Annotated in this window: 15 protein-coding genes; 7 read left to right on the top strand and 8 right to left on the bottom strand. The window is 67.3% G+C overall.

Going from position 1 to position 14,927, the window contains the following annotated elements; translation table 11 throughout:
- Positions 1 to 14 precede the first annotated feature (14 nt).
- The gene (gene rarD / locus ACXJKJ_RS11905; protein ID WP_457390247.1) at positions 15 to 896 is read left to right on the top strand and encodes an EamA family transporter RarD; all 882 of its coding nucleotides are present in this window, start codon (positions 15 to 17) and stop codon (positions 894 to 896) included.
- On the opposite strand, the gene ACXJKJ_RS11900 is transcribed toward rarD, so the two are convergent.
- From ACXJKJ_RS11900 to lysA, 5 genes are all read right to left on the bottom strand, one after another.
- A complete protein-coding gene (locus ACXJKJ_RS11900; protein WP_457390245.1) occupies positions 811 to 1,884 on the bottom strand; it encodes a hypothetical protein in 1,074 nt (357 codons plus the stop codon). The genes rarD and ACXJKJ_RS11900 overlap by 86 nt on opposite strands.
- A 58-nt stretch (positions 1,885 to 1,942) precedes the next feature.
- Positions 1,943 to 3,499, bottom strand: a complete 1,557-nt coding sequence (gene ahpF, locus ACXJKJ_RS11895; protein WP_457390244.1) for an alkyl hydroperoxide reductase subunit F — start codon at positions 3,497 to 3,499, stop codon at positions 1,943 to 1,945.
- Positions 3,500 to 3,639: 140 nt separating this feature from the next.
- The gene (ahpC, locus tag ACXJKJ_RS11890) at positions 3,640 to 4,203 is read right to left on the bottom strand and encodes an alkyl hydroperoxide reductase subunit C (protein WP_056198538.1); all 564 of its coding nucleotides are present in this window, start codon (positions 4,201 to 4,203) and stop codon (positions 3,640 to 3,642) included.
- A 113-nt stretch (positions 4,204 to 4,316) separates the two neighbouring features.
- Entirely contained in the window at positions 4,317 to 5,447 is a 1,131-nt protein-coding gene (locus tag ACXJKJ_RS11885; protein ID WP_457390242.1) for an HD domain-containing phosphohydrolase, read from the bottom strand.
- 48 nt (positions 5,448 to 5,495) lie between these two features.
- A complete protein-coding gene (lysA, locus tag ACXJKJ_RS11880; protein WP_457390241.1) occupies positions 5,496 to 6,731 on the bottom strand; it encodes a diaminopimelate decarboxylase in 1,236 nt (411 codons plus the stop codon).
- A 70-nt stretch (positions 6,732 to 6,801) separates the two neighbouring features.
- On the opposite strand from lysA, the gene ACXJKJ_RS11875 reads away from it, so the two are divergent.
- Positions 6,802 to 7,707, top strand: coding sequence for a LysR family transcriptional regulator (locus tag ACXJKJ_RS11875; RefSeq protein ID WP_457390240.1), 906 nt, complete (start codon positions 6,802 to 6,804; stop codon positions 7,705 to 7,707).
- Here ACXJKJ_RS11875 and dxs read toward each other — a convergent pair.
- The 3 genes from dxs to xseB are packed head-to-tail and all read right to left on the bottom strand — an operon-like array spanning position 7,658 to position 10,706.
- Positions 7,658 to 9,550 (bottom strand): 1-deoxy-D-xylulose-5-phosphate synthase, encoded by a 1,893-nt coding sequence (dxs, locus tag ACXJKJ_RS11870; RefSeq protein WP_457390239.1) that lies wholly within the window; start codon positions 9,548 to 9,550, stop codon positions 7,658 to 7,660. The genes ACXJKJ_RS11875 and dxs overlap by 50 nt on opposite strands.
- A gap of 11 nt (positions 9,551 to 9,561) precedes the next feature.
- Complete coding sequence (locus tag ACXJKJ_RS11865) at positions 9,562 to 10,449, bottom strand: polyprenyl synthetase family protein (protein ID WP_457390238.1); 888 nt, start codon at positions 10,447 to 10,449, stop codon at positions 9,562 to 9,564.
- Positions 10,446 to 10,706, bottom strand: a complete 261-nt coding sequence (gene xseB, locus ACXJKJ_RS11860) for an exodeoxyribonuclease VII small subunit (protein WP_056198557.1) — start codon at positions 10,704 to 10,706, stop codon at positions 10,446 to 10,448. The genes ACXJKJ_RS11865 and xseB overlap by 4 nt, the downstream gene beginning before the upstream one ends.
- 235 nt (positions 10,707 to 10,941) lie before the next feature.
- Between xseB and ACXJKJ_RS11855 the strand changes: the two genes are divergently transcribed.
- From ACXJKJ_RS11855 to trxC, 5 genes are all read left to right on the top strand, one after another.
- Entirely contained in the window at positions 10,942 to 12,054 is a 1,113-nt protein-coding gene (locus ACXJKJ_RS11855) for an aromatic ring-hydroxylating oxygenase subunit alpha (protein ID WP_056198561.1), read from the top strand.
- A complete protein-coding gene (locus ACXJKJ_RS11850) occupies positions 12,054 to 12,956 on the top strand; it encodes a DMT family transporter (protein ID WP_235532005.1) in 903 nt (300 codons plus the stop codon). The genes ACXJKJ_RS11855 and ACXJKJ_RS11850 overlap by 1 nt, the downstream gene beginning before the upstream one ends.
- Entirely contained in the window at positions 12,953 to 13,789 is an 837-nt protein-coding gene (locus tag ACXJKJ_RS11845; RefSeq protein WP_457390237.1) for a sulfurtransferase, read from the top strand. The genes ACXJKJ_RS11850 and ACXJKJ_RS11845 overlap by 4 nt, the downstream gene beginning before the upstream one ends.
- A 90-nt stretch (positions 13,790 to 13,879) precedes the next feature.
- The gene (locus ACXJKJ_RS11840) at positions 13,880 to 14,314 is read left to right on the top strand and encodes a universal stress protein (RefSeq protein WP_457390236.1); all 435 of its coding nucleotides are present in this window, start codon (positions 13,880 to 13,882) and stop codon (positions 14,312 to 14,314) included.
- A 111-nt stretch (positions 14,315 to 14,425) separates the two neighbouring features.
- A complete protein-coding gene (gene trxC / locus ACXJKJ_RS11835) occupies positions 14,426 to 14,848 on the top strand; it encodes a thioredoxin TrxC (RefSeq protein WP_457390235.1) in 423 nt (140 codons plus the stop codon).
- Positions 14,849 to 14,927 lie beyond the last annotated feature (79 nt).

Below are 14,927 nucleotides of genomic sequence, written 5' to 3'. Positions count from 1 at the left end.
CGACAATGCCGGCCATGAACTCCGGCATCCTCTTCGCCCTCGGCGCCTATCTGAGCTGGGGGTTGTTCCCGCTCTACTTCCGCCAGATCGCTTCCATCCCCGCGCTGCAGATCGTGGCCCACCGCACGTTGTGGTCGCTGGCCTTCGTGGCCGTCGTGCTGCTGGTGACGCGCAATCTGTCCTGGCTGAAGGACGTCAGCGCGGCGACCTGGCGGCGCTTTGCACTGTCGGCCACGCTGATCGCCATCAACTGGCTGACCTATGTCTGGGCCGTCGGCCATGGCCATGTCATCGACGCCAGCCTGGGCTACTTCATCAACCCGCTGGTCAACGTCGCGCTGGGCTTTGCGGTGCTGCACGAACGGCCGCGGCCCATCCAGTGGCTGGCCGTGGGGTTGGCGGCCTTTGGCGTGCTGTGGCTGACGGTGGCAGGCGGCAAGCTGCCCTGGGTGGCCCTGGTGCTGGCGGTGAGCTTTGGCCTCTACGGCCTGATGCGCAAGACGGCCGCCCTGGGCGCCATCGAAGGCCTGACGCTGGAGACGCTGATCCTCGCGCCGCTGGCCGCGGCCGGGCTGATCTGGTGGTCGCAGGACGGCAGCATGGCCGGACAGACGGCGGTGGACTGGGCCTGGCTGATCGGCACCGGGCCCGTGACGGCCGGCAGCCTGCTGCTGTTCGCGGCAGGTGCACGGCGCCTGCCGCTGGCAACGCTGGGCGTCGTTCAGTATGTGTCGCCGTCGCTGCAGTTCCTGCTGGGCGTGTTCCTGTTCCATGAGCCGATGGACGCGAGCCGGCTGATCGCCTTTGGCTTCATCTGGGCGGCGTTGGCGCTGTACTCGCTGGACGGCTTGCGGCTGGCGTGGCGTCGTCCTCGCGCCGATACCACTCCCGCGTGAGTGCGTTGAGGCGGCTGCGGTCCAGCTGCCAGATGCCCAGAGGGCCGTGCACGATATCCAGTTCATGGACGGAGCCGGGCTCGAACTGGGCCCAGTACTCGCGCACATGGTTCAGCGTGACCTCGGGCGGACCGGGCTCGACGGGTTCGAGGTGAGCGCCGGAAACCAGCCGGTAGGGCGTCGCAAGGGCGCCGCCGGAGAGCCATTGATCCAGCCGCATCGCGGTACCCGGCGCAGCGATCGCCAACCCACAGACCATCAGGCCGCTGAGCGCCCAGGCCTCCCGGGCAGGCACTTTGCGCCGCGCCAGCAGCAGATAGATAAACAAGCCCAGCGGCACGGCAACCAATCCAAGGAAGAACAGACTGCGTGGCTGCAACAGTTGATGCTCCGTGATCGTGAGGTCGACGAGTGCGGCGACCATCAGCACCAGAGAGCTCAGGGTGGCGGCAAGTGCCCCCGGATGCTTTTCTAGCGCAAAGTCCGCCAAAGCCGAGGCATCGAGTGGCTGCTGAGGCAACAAGTTGCGCATGATGTCGGCAGTGGCCTCTCGGGAGGCCACCGCGTTCATGCCGGTGTCGGCCGAGGCCATGATCGAGTCGGAACCGTTGCCCAGTTCCAACCAGTGCAGGTTGGCGGACCGTATCCCGACGTTGCCCCGCCATCGGACAGCATCCGGCGTCTTGGTCACCAGTTGCTCCAGCCGCCCGCCGTCGGGTTGCACCGCCACGATGCGCAGCAAATCGCCTTGGTCAATCAGCAGGCCCTTGGCCTCGAAGCCAAATATCCGCATGCGCCGCGCGAAGTAGGCGGGGCGTGCCAGATTGACGCGAAACCAGCGCTGCTGGGGCGCGAGTTTCGGCAGCACTTCATCCAGCAACCTGTTCTGCAGGTTCTTCAGGCGCCGCTCACGAAGGAACAGCGCAAGAAGAATTCCCGGCAGCACGCAAAGCAACACCGCCTGAGCGATCAGCAGTCCTTCCTTCATCTGCACTCCCTGTGCGCCGCTTGGCGGGCGCTGGGGAGGCAGTCTAGGCGGACCGGCGTCAGCTGCGCATCAGGAAGTCGAAGGCACCCAGGGCCGCCTTCGCACCATCACCGGCCGCGATGATGATCTGCTTGAAGGGCACGGTCGTCACATCACCGGCGGCGAACACGCCGGGCAGCGAGGTGGCGCCCTTGGCGTCCACGATGATCTCGCCGTGCTTGCTGAGCTCCAGCGTGCCGCGCAGCCACTCGGTGTTGGGCACCAGGCCGATCTGCACGAAGCAGCCTTCCACGTCGACACGCTTGCTCTCGCCGCTGATGCGGTCGGTGTAGTTCAGGCCGTCGAGCTTGCCGTTGCTGCCACCCGTGAACTCGGTTGTCTGCGCGTTCACGATGATGGTGACGTTGGGCAGGCTCTGGAGCTTCTTGACCAACACCGCATCGGCGCGCAGTTCGGCGCCGAACTCGACCAGCGTCACGTGCTTGACGATGCCGGCCAGATCGATGGCCGCCTCGACGCCGGAGTTGCCGCCGCCGATGACCGCAACCGGCTTGCCCTTGAACAGCGGGCCATCGCAGTGCGGGCAATAGGCCACACCCTTGTTCTTGTACTCGGCCTCGCCGGGCACGCCGACGTTGCGCCAGCGCGCGCCGGTGGACAGGATGACGGTCTTGCCCTTGAGCTTGGCGCCGTTGGCCAGCTCGACCTCGACGAAGCCACCGGGTTGCGCAGCCGGCGTCAGCTTCTCGGCGCGCTGCAGGTTGTGGATGTCGACCTGGTAGTCCTTGACGTGGCCTTCCAGCGCGGCGGCGAACTTGGGCCCGTCGGTCACCGACACGGAGATGTAGTTCTCGATGCCCAGCGTGTCGTTGACCTGGCCGCCGAAACGCTCGGCGGCGACGCCGGTGCGGATGCCCTTGCGCGCCGCGTACACGGCCGCTGCGGCGCCTGCCGGGCCGCCGCCAATGATGAGCATGTCGTAGGGCTCCTCGGCATCCAGCTTCTTCGCGTCGCGCACGGCGGCACCGGTGTCGAGCTTGGCGACGATCTCCTCGAGCGACATGCGGCCCGAGGCAAAAGGCTGGCCGTTCAGCCACACGGCCGGCACGGCCATGATGTCGCGCGCCTCGACCTCGCTCTGGAACAGGCCACCGTCGATGACGGTGGTGCGGATGCGCGGGTTGACGATGGCCATCAGCGACAGCGCCTGCACGACGTCCGGGCAGTTGTGGCAGGTCAGGCTCATGTAGATCTCGAAGTCGAGATCCAGGTCCAGCGCCTTGACGGCGTCGATCTGCGCCTGCTCGACCTTCGGGGGATGACCGCCGGTCCAGAGCAGCGCGAGCACCAACGACGTGAACTCATGGCCCAGCGGGATGGCGGCAAAGCGCAGCGATTGCTCTGTGCCCGTGCGGCGCAGCAGGAATGACGGCGTGCGGGTGTCGACGCCATCGGTACGCAGCGTGATCTTGTCGTGCATGCCAGCGATCTCTTCGAGCAGCTCGCGCATCTCGTCGCTGGACTTGGAGTTGTCCAGCGAGGCAATGATCTCGAAGGGAACCTTGACGTGGTCCAGGTAGCCCTGGAGCTGGGTCTTGAGTGCGGCGTCCAACATGGTGGTGTCCTTTCAGTGAGGCGTGGCGGGGCGGGCCACTGCTGAAAGGGTCCCCGATGCCGGAGGCCCTTTCAGCAGAACCTGTCTGGTTCTGCAGAAGGCAGGAACCCTCCCGGGTTCCTGACGAACAGCATGGCTGTTTAGATCTTGCCGACGAGATCCAGGCTCGGGGCGATCGTGGCAGCGCCTTCCTTCCACTTGGCCGGGCAGACCTGGCCGGGGTGGGCGGCGGTGTACTGGGCAGCCTTCAGCTTGCGCAGCGTTTCCGACACGTCACGGGCGATCTCGTTGGAGTGGATCTCSGCGGTCTTGATGACGCCGTCCGGGTTGATGACGAAGGTGCCGCGCAGTGCCAGGCCTTCTTCGGGGATGTGCACGCCGAAGGCATTGGTCAGCGTGTGGGTCGGGTCGCCSACCAGCGGGAACTTGGCCTTGCCGACGGCCGGCGAGGTCTCGTGCCACACCTTGTGCGAGAAGTGGGTGTCGGTCGTGACGATGTAGACCTCGGCGCCCATCTTCTGGAACTCGGCGTAGCTGTCGGCCGCGTCTTCGACTTCGGTCGGGCAGTTGAACGTGAAAGCGGCCGGCATGAAGATCAGCACGGACCACTTGCCCTTCAGGGTTTCGTCGCTAACGGTGATGAACTTGCCGTTGTGGAAGGCTTCGGTCTTGAAAGGCTGGACTTGGGTGTTGATCAGGGACATTCGAAAGCTCCGTGGGGGCTGGTTGATGGGATGGGAAGAACTATATCGGCTTAAGGTTTTCAGTTGAAAACATTAATCAAATCGGCACTATTGAGCCAGCCTATCGACTGACCTCAGGCTTCGTAGCGGCGGTCGTAGAGCTGGTGCGGGCTGAGCTTCACGCGCAGCACCTGCGCGGCCACCAGACCCGTGATCGCATGCTCGGCCACCGCCGTGTCACGCCTGACGGGAGAGCCTAAGGCATCCCCATGACGATTCATAACGGCGCTGACGATGGGAGTGTTGCCTGATGTACCGCGGCGCACCGCCACCGCGATCTCGCCGCTGGCGAGCTTGACCAGGGTGCCGGGCGGGAACATGCCGACCTCCTTGACCAGCAGCGCTGCAAAGGGATGGCCATTGCTGCCGGTGTAGAGCGACTTGGCCGCCTGCGGTGCCGGCATGCCTGCGCGGCCGCCGCGGCTGGCAAGCTTGGCCAGGAAGATGTCGACGAGGCGCAGCAGCTGGGCCGCCTCGTCGGGCTCGGCCAAGCCTTGCGGATAGCCACCGCCGCCCGGCTGCTCATGGTGCTGGGCCACCGCAGCCAGCCATTGCGCATCGTCCAGGCCGGCGTTGCRCAGCCAGGCCACGGCTTCGTCAGGATGGCGGTCGATGGCCGCGCGCTGGGGTGGTGCCAGCTTACCGCCACGCGAGGCCAGGCGCCCCTGCAGGTCGATGATGGAGAGATTCATCGTCAGCGCGGCGCCGACGAGGCTCTTCTGGCGCTCCGGCGTCCATGAGAGGCGGCGCGCCAGCAGCGCGGCGACAGCGGCCGTGTGCAGCAAATGGGCCAGGCCGTAGACCTCGTGGCGGCTGTGGTCGTGCTGGACGACGACGAAGAGCAACTGGTCCGGAAAGCGCTCGGCCCACACGATGAGCTGGGCGGCGCATTCCTTGACGCGTGGCAGGAAGAGGGTTTCCTGCGGCGTGCGCAGCAGCACGGACAACCGCGTCTGCAGCGCGTCCCAGCGCCCGAAGAAGTCCTCGCTGCCCGCACCGCCATCGCTGCTACGCGCCGAGGCGTCGCGCACTTCCTCCATGTCGACGAACACGCCGCGGTTCAGCAGCGCCTCGCGCATCTGCTCGTTGGGCACCGGCTGGCCCTTGGCCAGCAGCAGCTTGCCCTCGGCATCACGCACCCCGAAAGGCAGGGGCGCCCCGGCCTTGATGTGACCGGCAACCTGCTGGATGGGGACGAGTTTCATGGCCGGATGATCTCCGGACTTGCACGCGCCGCCGCAGCGGAGAAACGCTCAGGTTTCCAGCGCCAGCAGCTCCTCGACAGTCTGGCGACGGCGGATCAGGCGGCTGCTGTCGCCGTCGACCAGCACCTCGGCTGCCAGCGGCCGACTGTTGTAGTTGCTGGACATGGAGGCGCCATAGGCACCCGCGTCGTGGATGACGAGCAGGTCACCGACGACGGCGAGAGGCAGGTCGCGCGTCAGCACCTCGCCGCCGGGGCCTTGCGTGAACACATCGCCGGACTCGCACAGCGGGCCGGCCACGACGGTGGGCTGCTCGGGGCCGCTGGCGCCGAGCAGGCTCATGGCATGGAAGGCGCCGTACATGGCCGGGCGCATCAGCTCGTTGAAGCCCGCGTCGACAAGGACGAAGCGGTTGGCGCCCGAGTTCTTGACTGCCCTCACCTCGGCCAGAAGCACGGCGCTTTCGGCGACGAGGTAGCGGCCAGGCTCGATCTCCAGCTTCAGCGCGTGACCCACCAGCGCCTCGGCCTCGCGGCGTGCGGCGTCCCACAGGCCGAAGTAGTGAGCCACGTCGATGCGCGCATCGCCATCGCGGTAGGGAATCGACAGGCCACCGCCGGCCGAGATCGCGTGCAGGTCATGCCCGGCCGCGACCGTTTCGCGCACCAGGCCGACCATGGCCTGGCCGACCTGGGCCAGATGCTCGTAGTCCACGCCCGAACCAATGTGCATGTGCAGGCCGACCAGCTTGAGCCCATGGCGGCGGATGGCCGCCAGCGCGGCGCCCAGATCGGCATGCCAGATGCCGTGCTTGCTGTGCTCGCCGCCGGTGTTGGTCTTGTGGCTGTGGCCATGGCCGAAGCCCGGGTTGATGCGCAGCCAGACAGCATGGCCGGGCGAAGCGGCGCCGAGCTGATCGAGCATGTCGATGGAGCCGGCGTTCACAGGGATGCGGTGCTCGACAACCGTTGCCAGCGTGGCGTGGTCCAACAGGTCGGCGGTGAAGACGATCTCGTCACCACCAGCTTCGTAGCCTGCCGCCAGCGCGCGCAGGATCTCGCCGCGCGACACCGAGTCGACCTTGACGCCAGCCTCGCGCAGCAGCTTCAGGATGTGGATGTTGGAGCAGGCCTTCTGCGCAAAGCGCACGACGTCGAAGCGCTTCAGCGACGCGGCGCGCTCGCGGATGGTGGCGGCGTCATAGACCCACAGCGGCGTGCCGTGCTCGGCGGCGAGAGCTTGCAGGCGGGCGGGGTTCAGGGCGGCAGGAAGGGGCTTGGTCATGGATCGAAGCATGCCCGCGGCGACCCATTCAATCAAATTGAAATTTGTGCAGCGACAATTCAGTCCTGATATGGATATTCAGCACCGCCACATCGAAGTCTTCCGCGCTGTCATGACGGCGGGCAGCGTCACCGGCGCCGCGGCGCTGCTGCACACCTCGCAACCGACGCTGAGTCGCGATCTCGCCCGACTGGAGCAGTTGCTGGGCTACGCCCTGTTCGAGCGCGAGCGCGGCCGCCTCAAGGCCACGGCGAGGGCACGTGCACTGTTCGATGAGGTCGAACGCAGCTTCCAGGGCCTGGCGCGCGTCATCGAGCGGGCCGAGGCGCTGGGGCGCTCGGAGGATGCGGAATTGAGTCTGCTGAGTCTTCCAGCGCTGAGCCACGCGCTATTGCCGGCGGCACTTCAGCACTTGCTCGCCGCCCACCCGTCGGCACGCGTGTCCATCACGCCGGCCGAGCCGCCGCTGCTGGACGCATGGATCAGCGAACAGCGCTTCGACCTCGGTTTGGCCGAACAGGCGACACCCCTGCCTGGCGTGCGCGTCGAGCCGGTGCTGGAGGCGGACGAAGTGGCCGTGCTGCCGGCCGACCACGCGCTCGCCTCGCGCAAGCGGCTGGCGCTGAAGGATTTCGAGGGCCAGGACTTCATCAGCCTGGCCGAGGACGATCCCTACCGGCGCGAGATCGATGCACGCTTCGACGCGGCTGGCATCCAGCGCCGCTTGCGCGTGCAGACGCACAGCGCCGTGGCCGTCTGCGAACTGGTCCGAGCCGGGTTGGGTGTGGCCATCGTCAACCCGTTGACCGCAGCGGCGTGTGCAGGATCAGACCTGCTGGTGCGGCCGCTGACGGTGTCGATTCCCTACCGCGTCAGCGCCCTGATCCCATTGCACCGCCCAGCACAACCGCTGGTCGATGCCTTGCTCAGCGCGCTGCGGCGCGCACGACCGTCGGCTTCGTCCCGAAGCGCTTGACGATGCTGGCCTCGATGCCGGCGGCGTCCAGGCCACACAGGCTCATCAGCTTGGCCGGGTCGCCGTGCTCGACGAACTCGTCGGGCAGGCCGAGCTGCAGCACCGGCACGCCGAGGCCGGCGGCGTTCAACGCCTCGACGACGGCGCTTCCGGCGCCGCCCATGATGCAGCCATCCTCGACGGTGACGATGACGTCATGCGTGCGCGCCAGTTCGGCAACAAGCTCAGCATCCAGCGGCTTGACGAAGCGCATGTTGGCGACCGTCGCGTCCAGGCGCTCGGCCACTTCCAACGCGGGATAGAGCAGCGTGCCAAAGGCCAGGATCGCGATGCGCTGGCCCTGCCGACGCACTTCACCCTTGCCCCAGGCCTGGGCCGTCATGGCTTTGACAGGCACGACGCCAACGCCCGCGCCGCGCGGGTAGCGCACCGTCACCGGCCCGTTGTGCATGAAGCCGGTGTACAGCGCCTGGCGGCATTCGTCTTCATCGGCCGGCGTCAGCACGGCCATGTTCGGAATGCAGCGCGTGTAGGCAATGTCGTAGTTGCCGGCATGCGTGGCGCCGTCGGCGCCCACCAGGCCGGCGCGGTCCAGCGCGAACAGCACGGGCAGGTTCTGGATGGCGACGTCATGGATCAGCTGGTCATAGGCGCGCTGCAGGAAGGTCGAATAGATCGCGACGACCGGCTTGATACCTTCGCAGGCCAGGCCGGCGGCGAAGGTGACCGAGTGCTGCTCGGCGATGCCGACGTCGTGATAGCGCTGCGGGAAGCGCTTGTGGAACTCCACCATGCCCGAACCCTCGCGCATCGCGGGCGTGATGGCCACCAGACGCGGGTCGGCTTCGGCCATGTCGCACAGCCAGTCGCCGAAGACCTGCGTGAAGGTCGTCTTGGGCGGCGTGGCCGGCTTGACGAAGCCCACCGCCGGGTCGAACTTGCCGGAGGCCGCGTGGTACTTGACCGGGTCGTTCTCGGCCAGCTTGTAGCCGGCGCCCTTCTTGGTGACGATGTGCAGGAACTGCGGGCCCTTCTTCTCGCGCAGGTTCTCCAGCGTCGGGATCAGCGAGTCCAGGTCGTGGCCGTCGATGGGGCCGACGTAGTTGAAGCCGAACTCCTCGAAGATGGTGCCCGGCACGACCATGCCCTTGGTGTGCTCCTCGAACTTGCGCGCGAACTCGTAGAGCGGCGTGTTCTTCAACACGCTCTTGGCGCTTTCGCGGGCGGCGGCGTAGAAGCTGCCGCTCATCAGGCGCGCGAGGTATTTGTTCAGCGCACCGACCGGCGGGCTGATGGACATGTCGTTGTCGTTCAGGATGACGAGCAGGTCGCCCATCAGGCCACCATGGGCCACGCCGGCGTTGTTCAGCGCCTCGAAGGCCATGCCGGCCGTCATCGAGCCGTCGCCGATGATGGCCACGGCCCGGCGGTCCTCGCCCCTGAGCTTGAAGGCCATGGCCATGCCGTGGGCCGCGGAGATGCTGGTCGACGAATGGCCGGTGCCAAAGGTGTCGTACTCGCTCTCGTCACGGCGCGGGAAGCCGCTGATGCCACCGATCTGGCGCAGGCCCGGCATGCGGTCACGCCGGCCGGTCAGCACCTTGTGCGGATAGGTCTGGTGGCCTACGTCCCACACCAGCCGGTCGTCCGGCGTGTTGAAGACGTAGTGCAGGGCCACGGTCAGCTCGACCGTGCCAAGGTTGGAGCCGAGGTGGCCGCCGGTCTTGGAGACGCTCTCCAGCACGAAGGCGCGCACCTCGTCGGCCAGCTTGCGCAGTTCGGTGCGCGGCAGGCGGCGCAGGTCGGCCGGGCTGTCGATGCCTTTGAGCAGCGTGTATTCCATGGCGGTCCTCTTTAGTTGTCCCGCTCTACAACGGAGTCGGCCAGCAGGCTGAGGTGGCTCACATCGGCCAGGCCGCTGGCGGCCAGGGCCGCCTTGGCTTCGGCGCGCAGCGCTTGAGCCAGGGCGCGTGCCGCGTTCAGGCCGAGCACGCTGACGTAGGTCGGCTTGTTGGCATCCTGGTCCTTGCCGGCGGTCTTGCCCAGCACCTCGGAATCCTGGGTCACGTCGAGGATGTCGTCGACAACCTGGAAGGCCAGGCCCAAGGCCGCGCCATAGTTGGACAGCGACTGGGTCGCCTGCGTCGACACCGACCCGCAGGCCGCGCCCATCAGAACGCTGGCCTGCAGCAGCACACCGGTCTTGCGGCGGTGCATGTCGCGCAGCGTGGTTTCGTCCAGTCGCTTGCCGATGCTGGCCAGGTCGATGGCCTGGCCGCCGGCCATGCCGTCATGGCCGGCCGAGCGGGCCAGCAGCGAGCACAACCGCGCCTGCAGGGCGGGAGCAATGCCCGTGTCCGGCGTCAGCACCTCGAAGGCGAGGGCCTGCATCGCGTCGCCCGCCAGCATGGCCTGGGCTTCGCCGAAGGCGACGTGCGTCGTCGGCTTGCCGCGGCGCAKGRCGTCGTYGTCCATGSMSGGCAKGTCGTCATGSACCAGCGAATAGGCGTGGATGAGCTCGACCGAGCAGGCTGCGCGCATGGCCGCAAAGCTGTCGCCGCCCACGGCCGCGCAGCTCGCCAGCACCAACAGCGGGCGCAGGCGCTTGCCACCGCCCAGCACCGCATAGCGCATCGCCTCGCCGAGGCCTGCGGGCGCGGCAGCGGGCACGAGATCATCCAGCGCCGCTTCGAAGGCGTTCAAAGACGCCTGCACCCAGCGGTCAAAGTCCTGTGCATTCAAGATTCGGGGCCCTCCCAGGCCTTCAGTTCGGCGCCGTCCAGCAGCTTGACCTGCTGTTCCACCGCCTGCAGCCGCCCGCGGCACAGAGCCAGCAACTCGGCGCCCCGCTTGTAGCTGTGCAGAAGTTGGTCCAGCGGCAGCTGTTGCCCCTCCATGGCCGCCACCATGCGCTCCAGCTCGTCGAGCGCCTGCTCGTAGCTGAGGTCGGCATCGCCGTCGCTCGAGGCGGCCTTGGTGCGGGGAGAGGACTTGGTCATTTCAAAACGCGAAACAGCAATTGTAGTCAGCGGGCTTCCTCAGCTTGGTGCCTGCGGACGTAACCGTCGGACGGAGGACGCGGGCATGCGTAGAATCCCGAACCTCTCGCTCGAGCGCGCACGCGCGTGCCTTCGGGCTCCCCTTTTCACACCTAGCAACCTGGCCGACTCGGCAGCCCCGAGATGCGCCGGAGGGACGCAGCACCTCTACCCGCCTGAAAGACCCGCCTGGATCATGTCCGACCTGAGTCTTCCCGTCTCGGCGCTCAAACGCAGCCAGACCCAGCTCCCGGTGAGCGCCTATTTCGACCCCGATCTGTTCCAGCGCGAGCAGGCCAGCATCTTCCAGCGAGGGCCCCGCTACGTCGGCCATGCACTGGCCGTCCCCGAAATCGGTGACCACTACGCCCTGCCGCAGGAGGGCGAGGGCCGGGCATTGGTGCGCTCAAGCCAGGGGATAGAGCTGATCTCCAACGTCTGCCGCCACCGCCAGGCGCTGATGCTCAAGGGTCGCGGCAACACCCAGGCCAACATCGTCTGCCCGCTGCACCGCTGGACATATTCACATCAGGGCGAGTTGATCGGTGCGCCGCACTTTGCCGAAGACCCCTGCCTGAACCTGAACCGCTACCCGCTGCGGGAATGGAACGGCCTGCTGTTCGAGGACAACGGCCATGACGTCGCCGCCGAGCTGAGCAAGCTGGGCCCGCGGGCGCAACTGGACTTCAGCGGCTACGTGCTCGACAAGGTCCAGGTTCACGAGTGCAACTACAACTGGAAGACCTTCATCGAGGTCTACCTTGAGGACTACCACGTCGGCCCCTTCCACCCGGGCCTGGGCGGCTTCGTCAGCTGCGACGACCTGGCCTGGGAGTTCGGCAAGCATCACTCGGTGCAGACCGTCGGCGTGCACAAGGACCTGGAGCGCCCCGGCTCGCCCGTGTACCAGCGCTGGCACGACCAACTGCTGAAGTTCCGCGAGGGCCGCCCGCCCGAGGCCGGCGCGATCTGGCTGACCTACTACCCGCACATCATGGTGGAGTGGTACCCGCATGTGCTGGTCGTGTCGACGCTGCACCCGGTGTCGCCGCAGAAGACCGTCAACCTCGTCGAGTTCTACTACCCCGAGGAGATCGCCGCTTTCGAGCGCGATTTCGTCGAGGCCCACCAGGCCGCCTACATGGAAACCTGCGTGGAGGACGACGAGATTGCCGAGCGCATGGATGCCGGCCGCAAGGCGCTGATGATGCGCGGCGACAACGAGACCGGCCCCTATCAAAGCCCGATGGAAGACGGCATGCAGCACTTCCATGAATGGTTCCGGAACGAGATCGGCGCGCCTCTCTGATGCCCGCCTCGGTGCTCATGGTCGCGGCGACGCTGCTGTTCGCCACCATGGGCGTCTGCGTCAAGCTGGCCAGCGAGTTCTATGCGGCCAGCGAGATCGTCATGTACCGCGGCCTGGTCGGCTCCGTGATGATGGCCCTGCTGTCGCACCGCCAGGGCTTGAGCCTCAAGACCCGCCTGCCCGGCATGCATCTGTGGCGCAGCATCTCCGGCGTCACCTCGCTGTGCCTGTGGTTCTACGCCATCAGCCACCTGCCGCTGGCCACGGCCATGACGCTGAACTACATGTCCTCGGTCTGGATGGCCCTCTTCCTGCTCGGCGGCGCCGTGCTGATGGGCGCCCAGCGCCTGGACTGGCGGCTGATGGCCTCCGTGCTGCTGGGCTTCGTCGGCGTCGCGTTGATCCTGCGCCCGACGCTGGATCAGCAGCAGCTCTGGTACGGCCTGGCCGGCCTGCTGTCGGGCATGATCGCCGCGATGGCCTATCTGCAGGTCACGGCCCTGGGCCGCGTCGGCGAGCCCGAGTTGCGCATCGTCTTCTACTTCTCGGTCGGCGGCTGCGTGGCCGGCGCCGTCATCACGGCCGTCACCCAGGGCGGCCTGCAGAGCCACACGCTGTGGGGCGCCTTCCTGCTCCTCGCCGTCGGCGTGCTGGCCACCACCGCCCAGGTCTGCCTGACGCGCGCCTACTCCATCGGCCGCCCGCTGGTGAACGCCTGCCTGCAATACCTGGGCATCGTGTTCTCTTTCATCTACGGCATGCTGCTGTTCAAGGACCCACTGACCTGGCACGCCACCTTCGGCATGCTGCTCATCATCGGCGCCGGCCTTGCGGCGACGCTGCTGCGCTCCAAGGTCGCCCCGCCGCCAAAAGACAGCCAGTTCAACCCTGCTGAGTCATGAGCCACACCACGCTGATCACCCCCGCCGAGCTGCGCGCGCTGCTTCAGTCCCCCGAGCCGCCGCTGATCCTCGAAAGCAGCTTCGACCTCGCCGATACCGACGCCGGCGAGCGCGCCTACGCGGCCGGCCACATCCCCGGCGCCTTCTACCTGCACCTGGACCGCAACCTCTGCGGCGACAAGACCGGCCCCGACGGGTCCTTCCGTGGCCGCCACCCGCTGCCAGAGCGCGAGGATTTCGCCGCGCTGATGCGCCGCCTGGGCCTGAGCGCCGGCCGCCAGGTTGTCGCCTATGACCGCCAGGGCGGCCCCTACGCCGCCCACATCTGGTGGATGCTGCGCTGGCTGGGCCACGCCGAGGTGGCCGTGCTGGACGGCGCCTGGGACGGCGAAATGACGGCGGATGTCCCAACTGCCACGCCGACCGACTGGCAACCCGGCCAGCCGCTGGTCGGCCAGATCGACGCAGCGACGCTGCTCAAGAAGCTCGGCAACGTCCGCCTCATCGACGCCCGCGCCGCCGAGCGCTTCCGTGGCGAGGTCGAGCCGCTGGACAAGGCCGCCGGCCACATTCCCGGCGCCAGCAACCGCTTTTTCAAGGACAACCTCGGCGCCGACGGCCGCTTCAAGCCTGCGGCCCAACTGCGTGCCGAGTTCCAGGCCTTGCTGGCGCCGCATGGTGCCGCCACCGTCGTGCAGCAATGCGGTTCGGGCGTCACCGCCTGTCACAACCTGTTGGCCATGGCCCACGCCGGCTTGGGCGACAGCCTGCTCTACCCCGGTTCCTGGAGCGAATGGTCGTCCGACCCGGCTCGCCCTATCGCTAAAGGTTAGGCAAGGGGATGAGCAAAGCGTTGATCTCCGACAAGCATTTCGGCGCCTGATCGGCCACACTGTGGTTCTTCGCAACGACTGGAGGACCGAATGTTCAAGCGCATCCTCGTCCCCACTGACGGCTCCGACATCACCGCCCACGCGGTGGACACCGCCATCCAGCTCGCCAAGATTCACGGCGCCCAGCTGTTGACGCTCAGCGTCATGGAGCCCTTCCCCTACAGCGCCGTCTCCGAGATCCAGCCCGTGCCGCCGCAGGAGTTCATCGACGCGCAACTGCGTGTCGCCACCCAGCGCGTCGAGGCCGTCAGCGCGGCGGCAGCGGCACAGGGCCTGTCCTGCCGCGGGCACACCACCGAGGCCCTGCACGCCTGGGAGGCCATCGTCGACCACGCCAAGGCCGAGAACGTGGACCTCATCGTCATGGCCTCGCACGGCCGCAAGGGCTTCGCGGCCCTGCTGCTGGGCAGCGAGACGCAGAAGGTGTTGTCGCATATCGAAACGCCGGTGCTGATCGTCAAATAAGCGTCAAGTGAACGTCAAGTGCCCTTGAGGCTCCGCTGTCAGGCGAGGCCTACGCGGGCATGCGGCAACGCGCACACCGCCACACCAAGTCCCGTGGACTAAATTCACCCCATGCTGCTCGTCTGCCCCCAGTGCGGAACCCGCAACCGCGTACCCGACGAACGCCTCGCCGACGATCCCACCTGCGGGCATTGCGGCGGGCCCGTTGCGCCGCGCAAGCCCGTGGCCCTGGGCGATGCGGACCTCGGCCCCTACCTCCAGGGCACGGAGGCTCCGGTGCTGGTGGACTTCTGGGCGGCTTGGTGCGGACCCTGCCGCTCCTATGCGCCGCACTTCGAGCAACTCGCCGCCAACCGGCCGGACATCCGCTTCGTCAAGGTGGACAGCGACGCGGCACAACGCAGCAGCGCCAGCCTGCAGATCCGCAGCATCCCGACGACCGTGTTGTTCGTTGGCGGCCGCGAGGTTGCGCGGCAGAGCGGTGCGATGACGGCTGCGCAACTGGACGCTTGGGTGGACAACGCCCTGCCCTGACGTCACAGCGCTCGGCTGAGCCCTGGGATCTGCGGATTTTCTCCATTGCCTTGGTACGGGTGGCGTTCTGCAGGTCTAA

This window comes from Roseateles sp. P5_E1, from assembly GCF_054049335.1.
This window is presented reverse-complemented; position numbering and strand designations above follow the sequence as displayed.

Excerpts from the sequence above, each read along its gene's own strand:
- rarD (WP_457390247.1), top strand. The coding sequence starts at position 15 with ATGAACTCCGGCATCCTCTTCGCCCTCGGCGCCTATCTGAGCTGGGGG.
- ACXJKJ_RS11900 (WP_457390245.1), bottom strand. The coding sequence starts at position 1,884 with ATGAAGGAAGGACTGCTGATCGCTCAGGCGGTGTTGCTTTGCGTGCTG.
- ahpF (WP_457390244.1), bottom strand. The coding sequence starts at position 3,499 with ATGTTGGACGCCGCACTCAAGACCCAGCTCCAGGGCTACCTGGACCAC.
- lysA (WP_457390241.1), bottom strand. The coding sequence starts at position 6,731 with ATGACCAAGCCCCTTCCTGCCGCCCTGAACCCCGCCCGCCTGCAAGCT.
- ACXJKJ_RS11875 (WP_457390240.1), top strand. The coding sequence starts at position 6,802 with ATGGATATTCAGCACCGCCACATCGAAGTCTTCCGCGCTGTCATGACG.
- dxs (WP_457390239.1), bottom strand. The coding sequence starts at position 9,550 with ATGGAATACACGCTGCTCAAAGGCATCGACAGCCCGGCCGACCTGCGC.
- xseB (WP_056198557.1), bottom strand. The coding sequence starts at position 10,706 with ATGACCAAGTCCTCTCCCCGCACCAAGGCCGCCTCGAGCGACGGCGAT.
- ACXJKJ_RS11855 (WP_056198561.1), top strand. The coding sequence starts at position 10,942 with ATGTCCGACCTGAGTCTTCCCGTCTCGGCGCTCAAACGCAGCCAGACC.
- ACXJKJ_RS11850 (WP_235532005.1), top strand. The coding sequence starts at position 12,054 with ATGCCCGCCTCGGTGCTCATGGTCGCGGCGACGCTGCTGTTCGCCACC.
- ACXJKJ_RS11845 (WP_457390237.1), top strand. The coding sequence starts at position 12,953 with ATGAGCCACACCACGCTGATCACCCCCGCCGAGCTGCGCGCGCTGCTT.
- ACXJKJ_RS11840 (WP_457390236.1), top strand. The coding sequence starts at position 13,880 with ATGTTCAAGCGCATCCTCGTCCCCACTGACGGCTCCGACATCACCGCC.
- trxC (WP_457390235.1), top strand. The coding sequence starts at position 14,426 with ATGCTGCTCGTCTGCCCCCAGTGCGGAACCCGCAACCGCGTACCCGAC.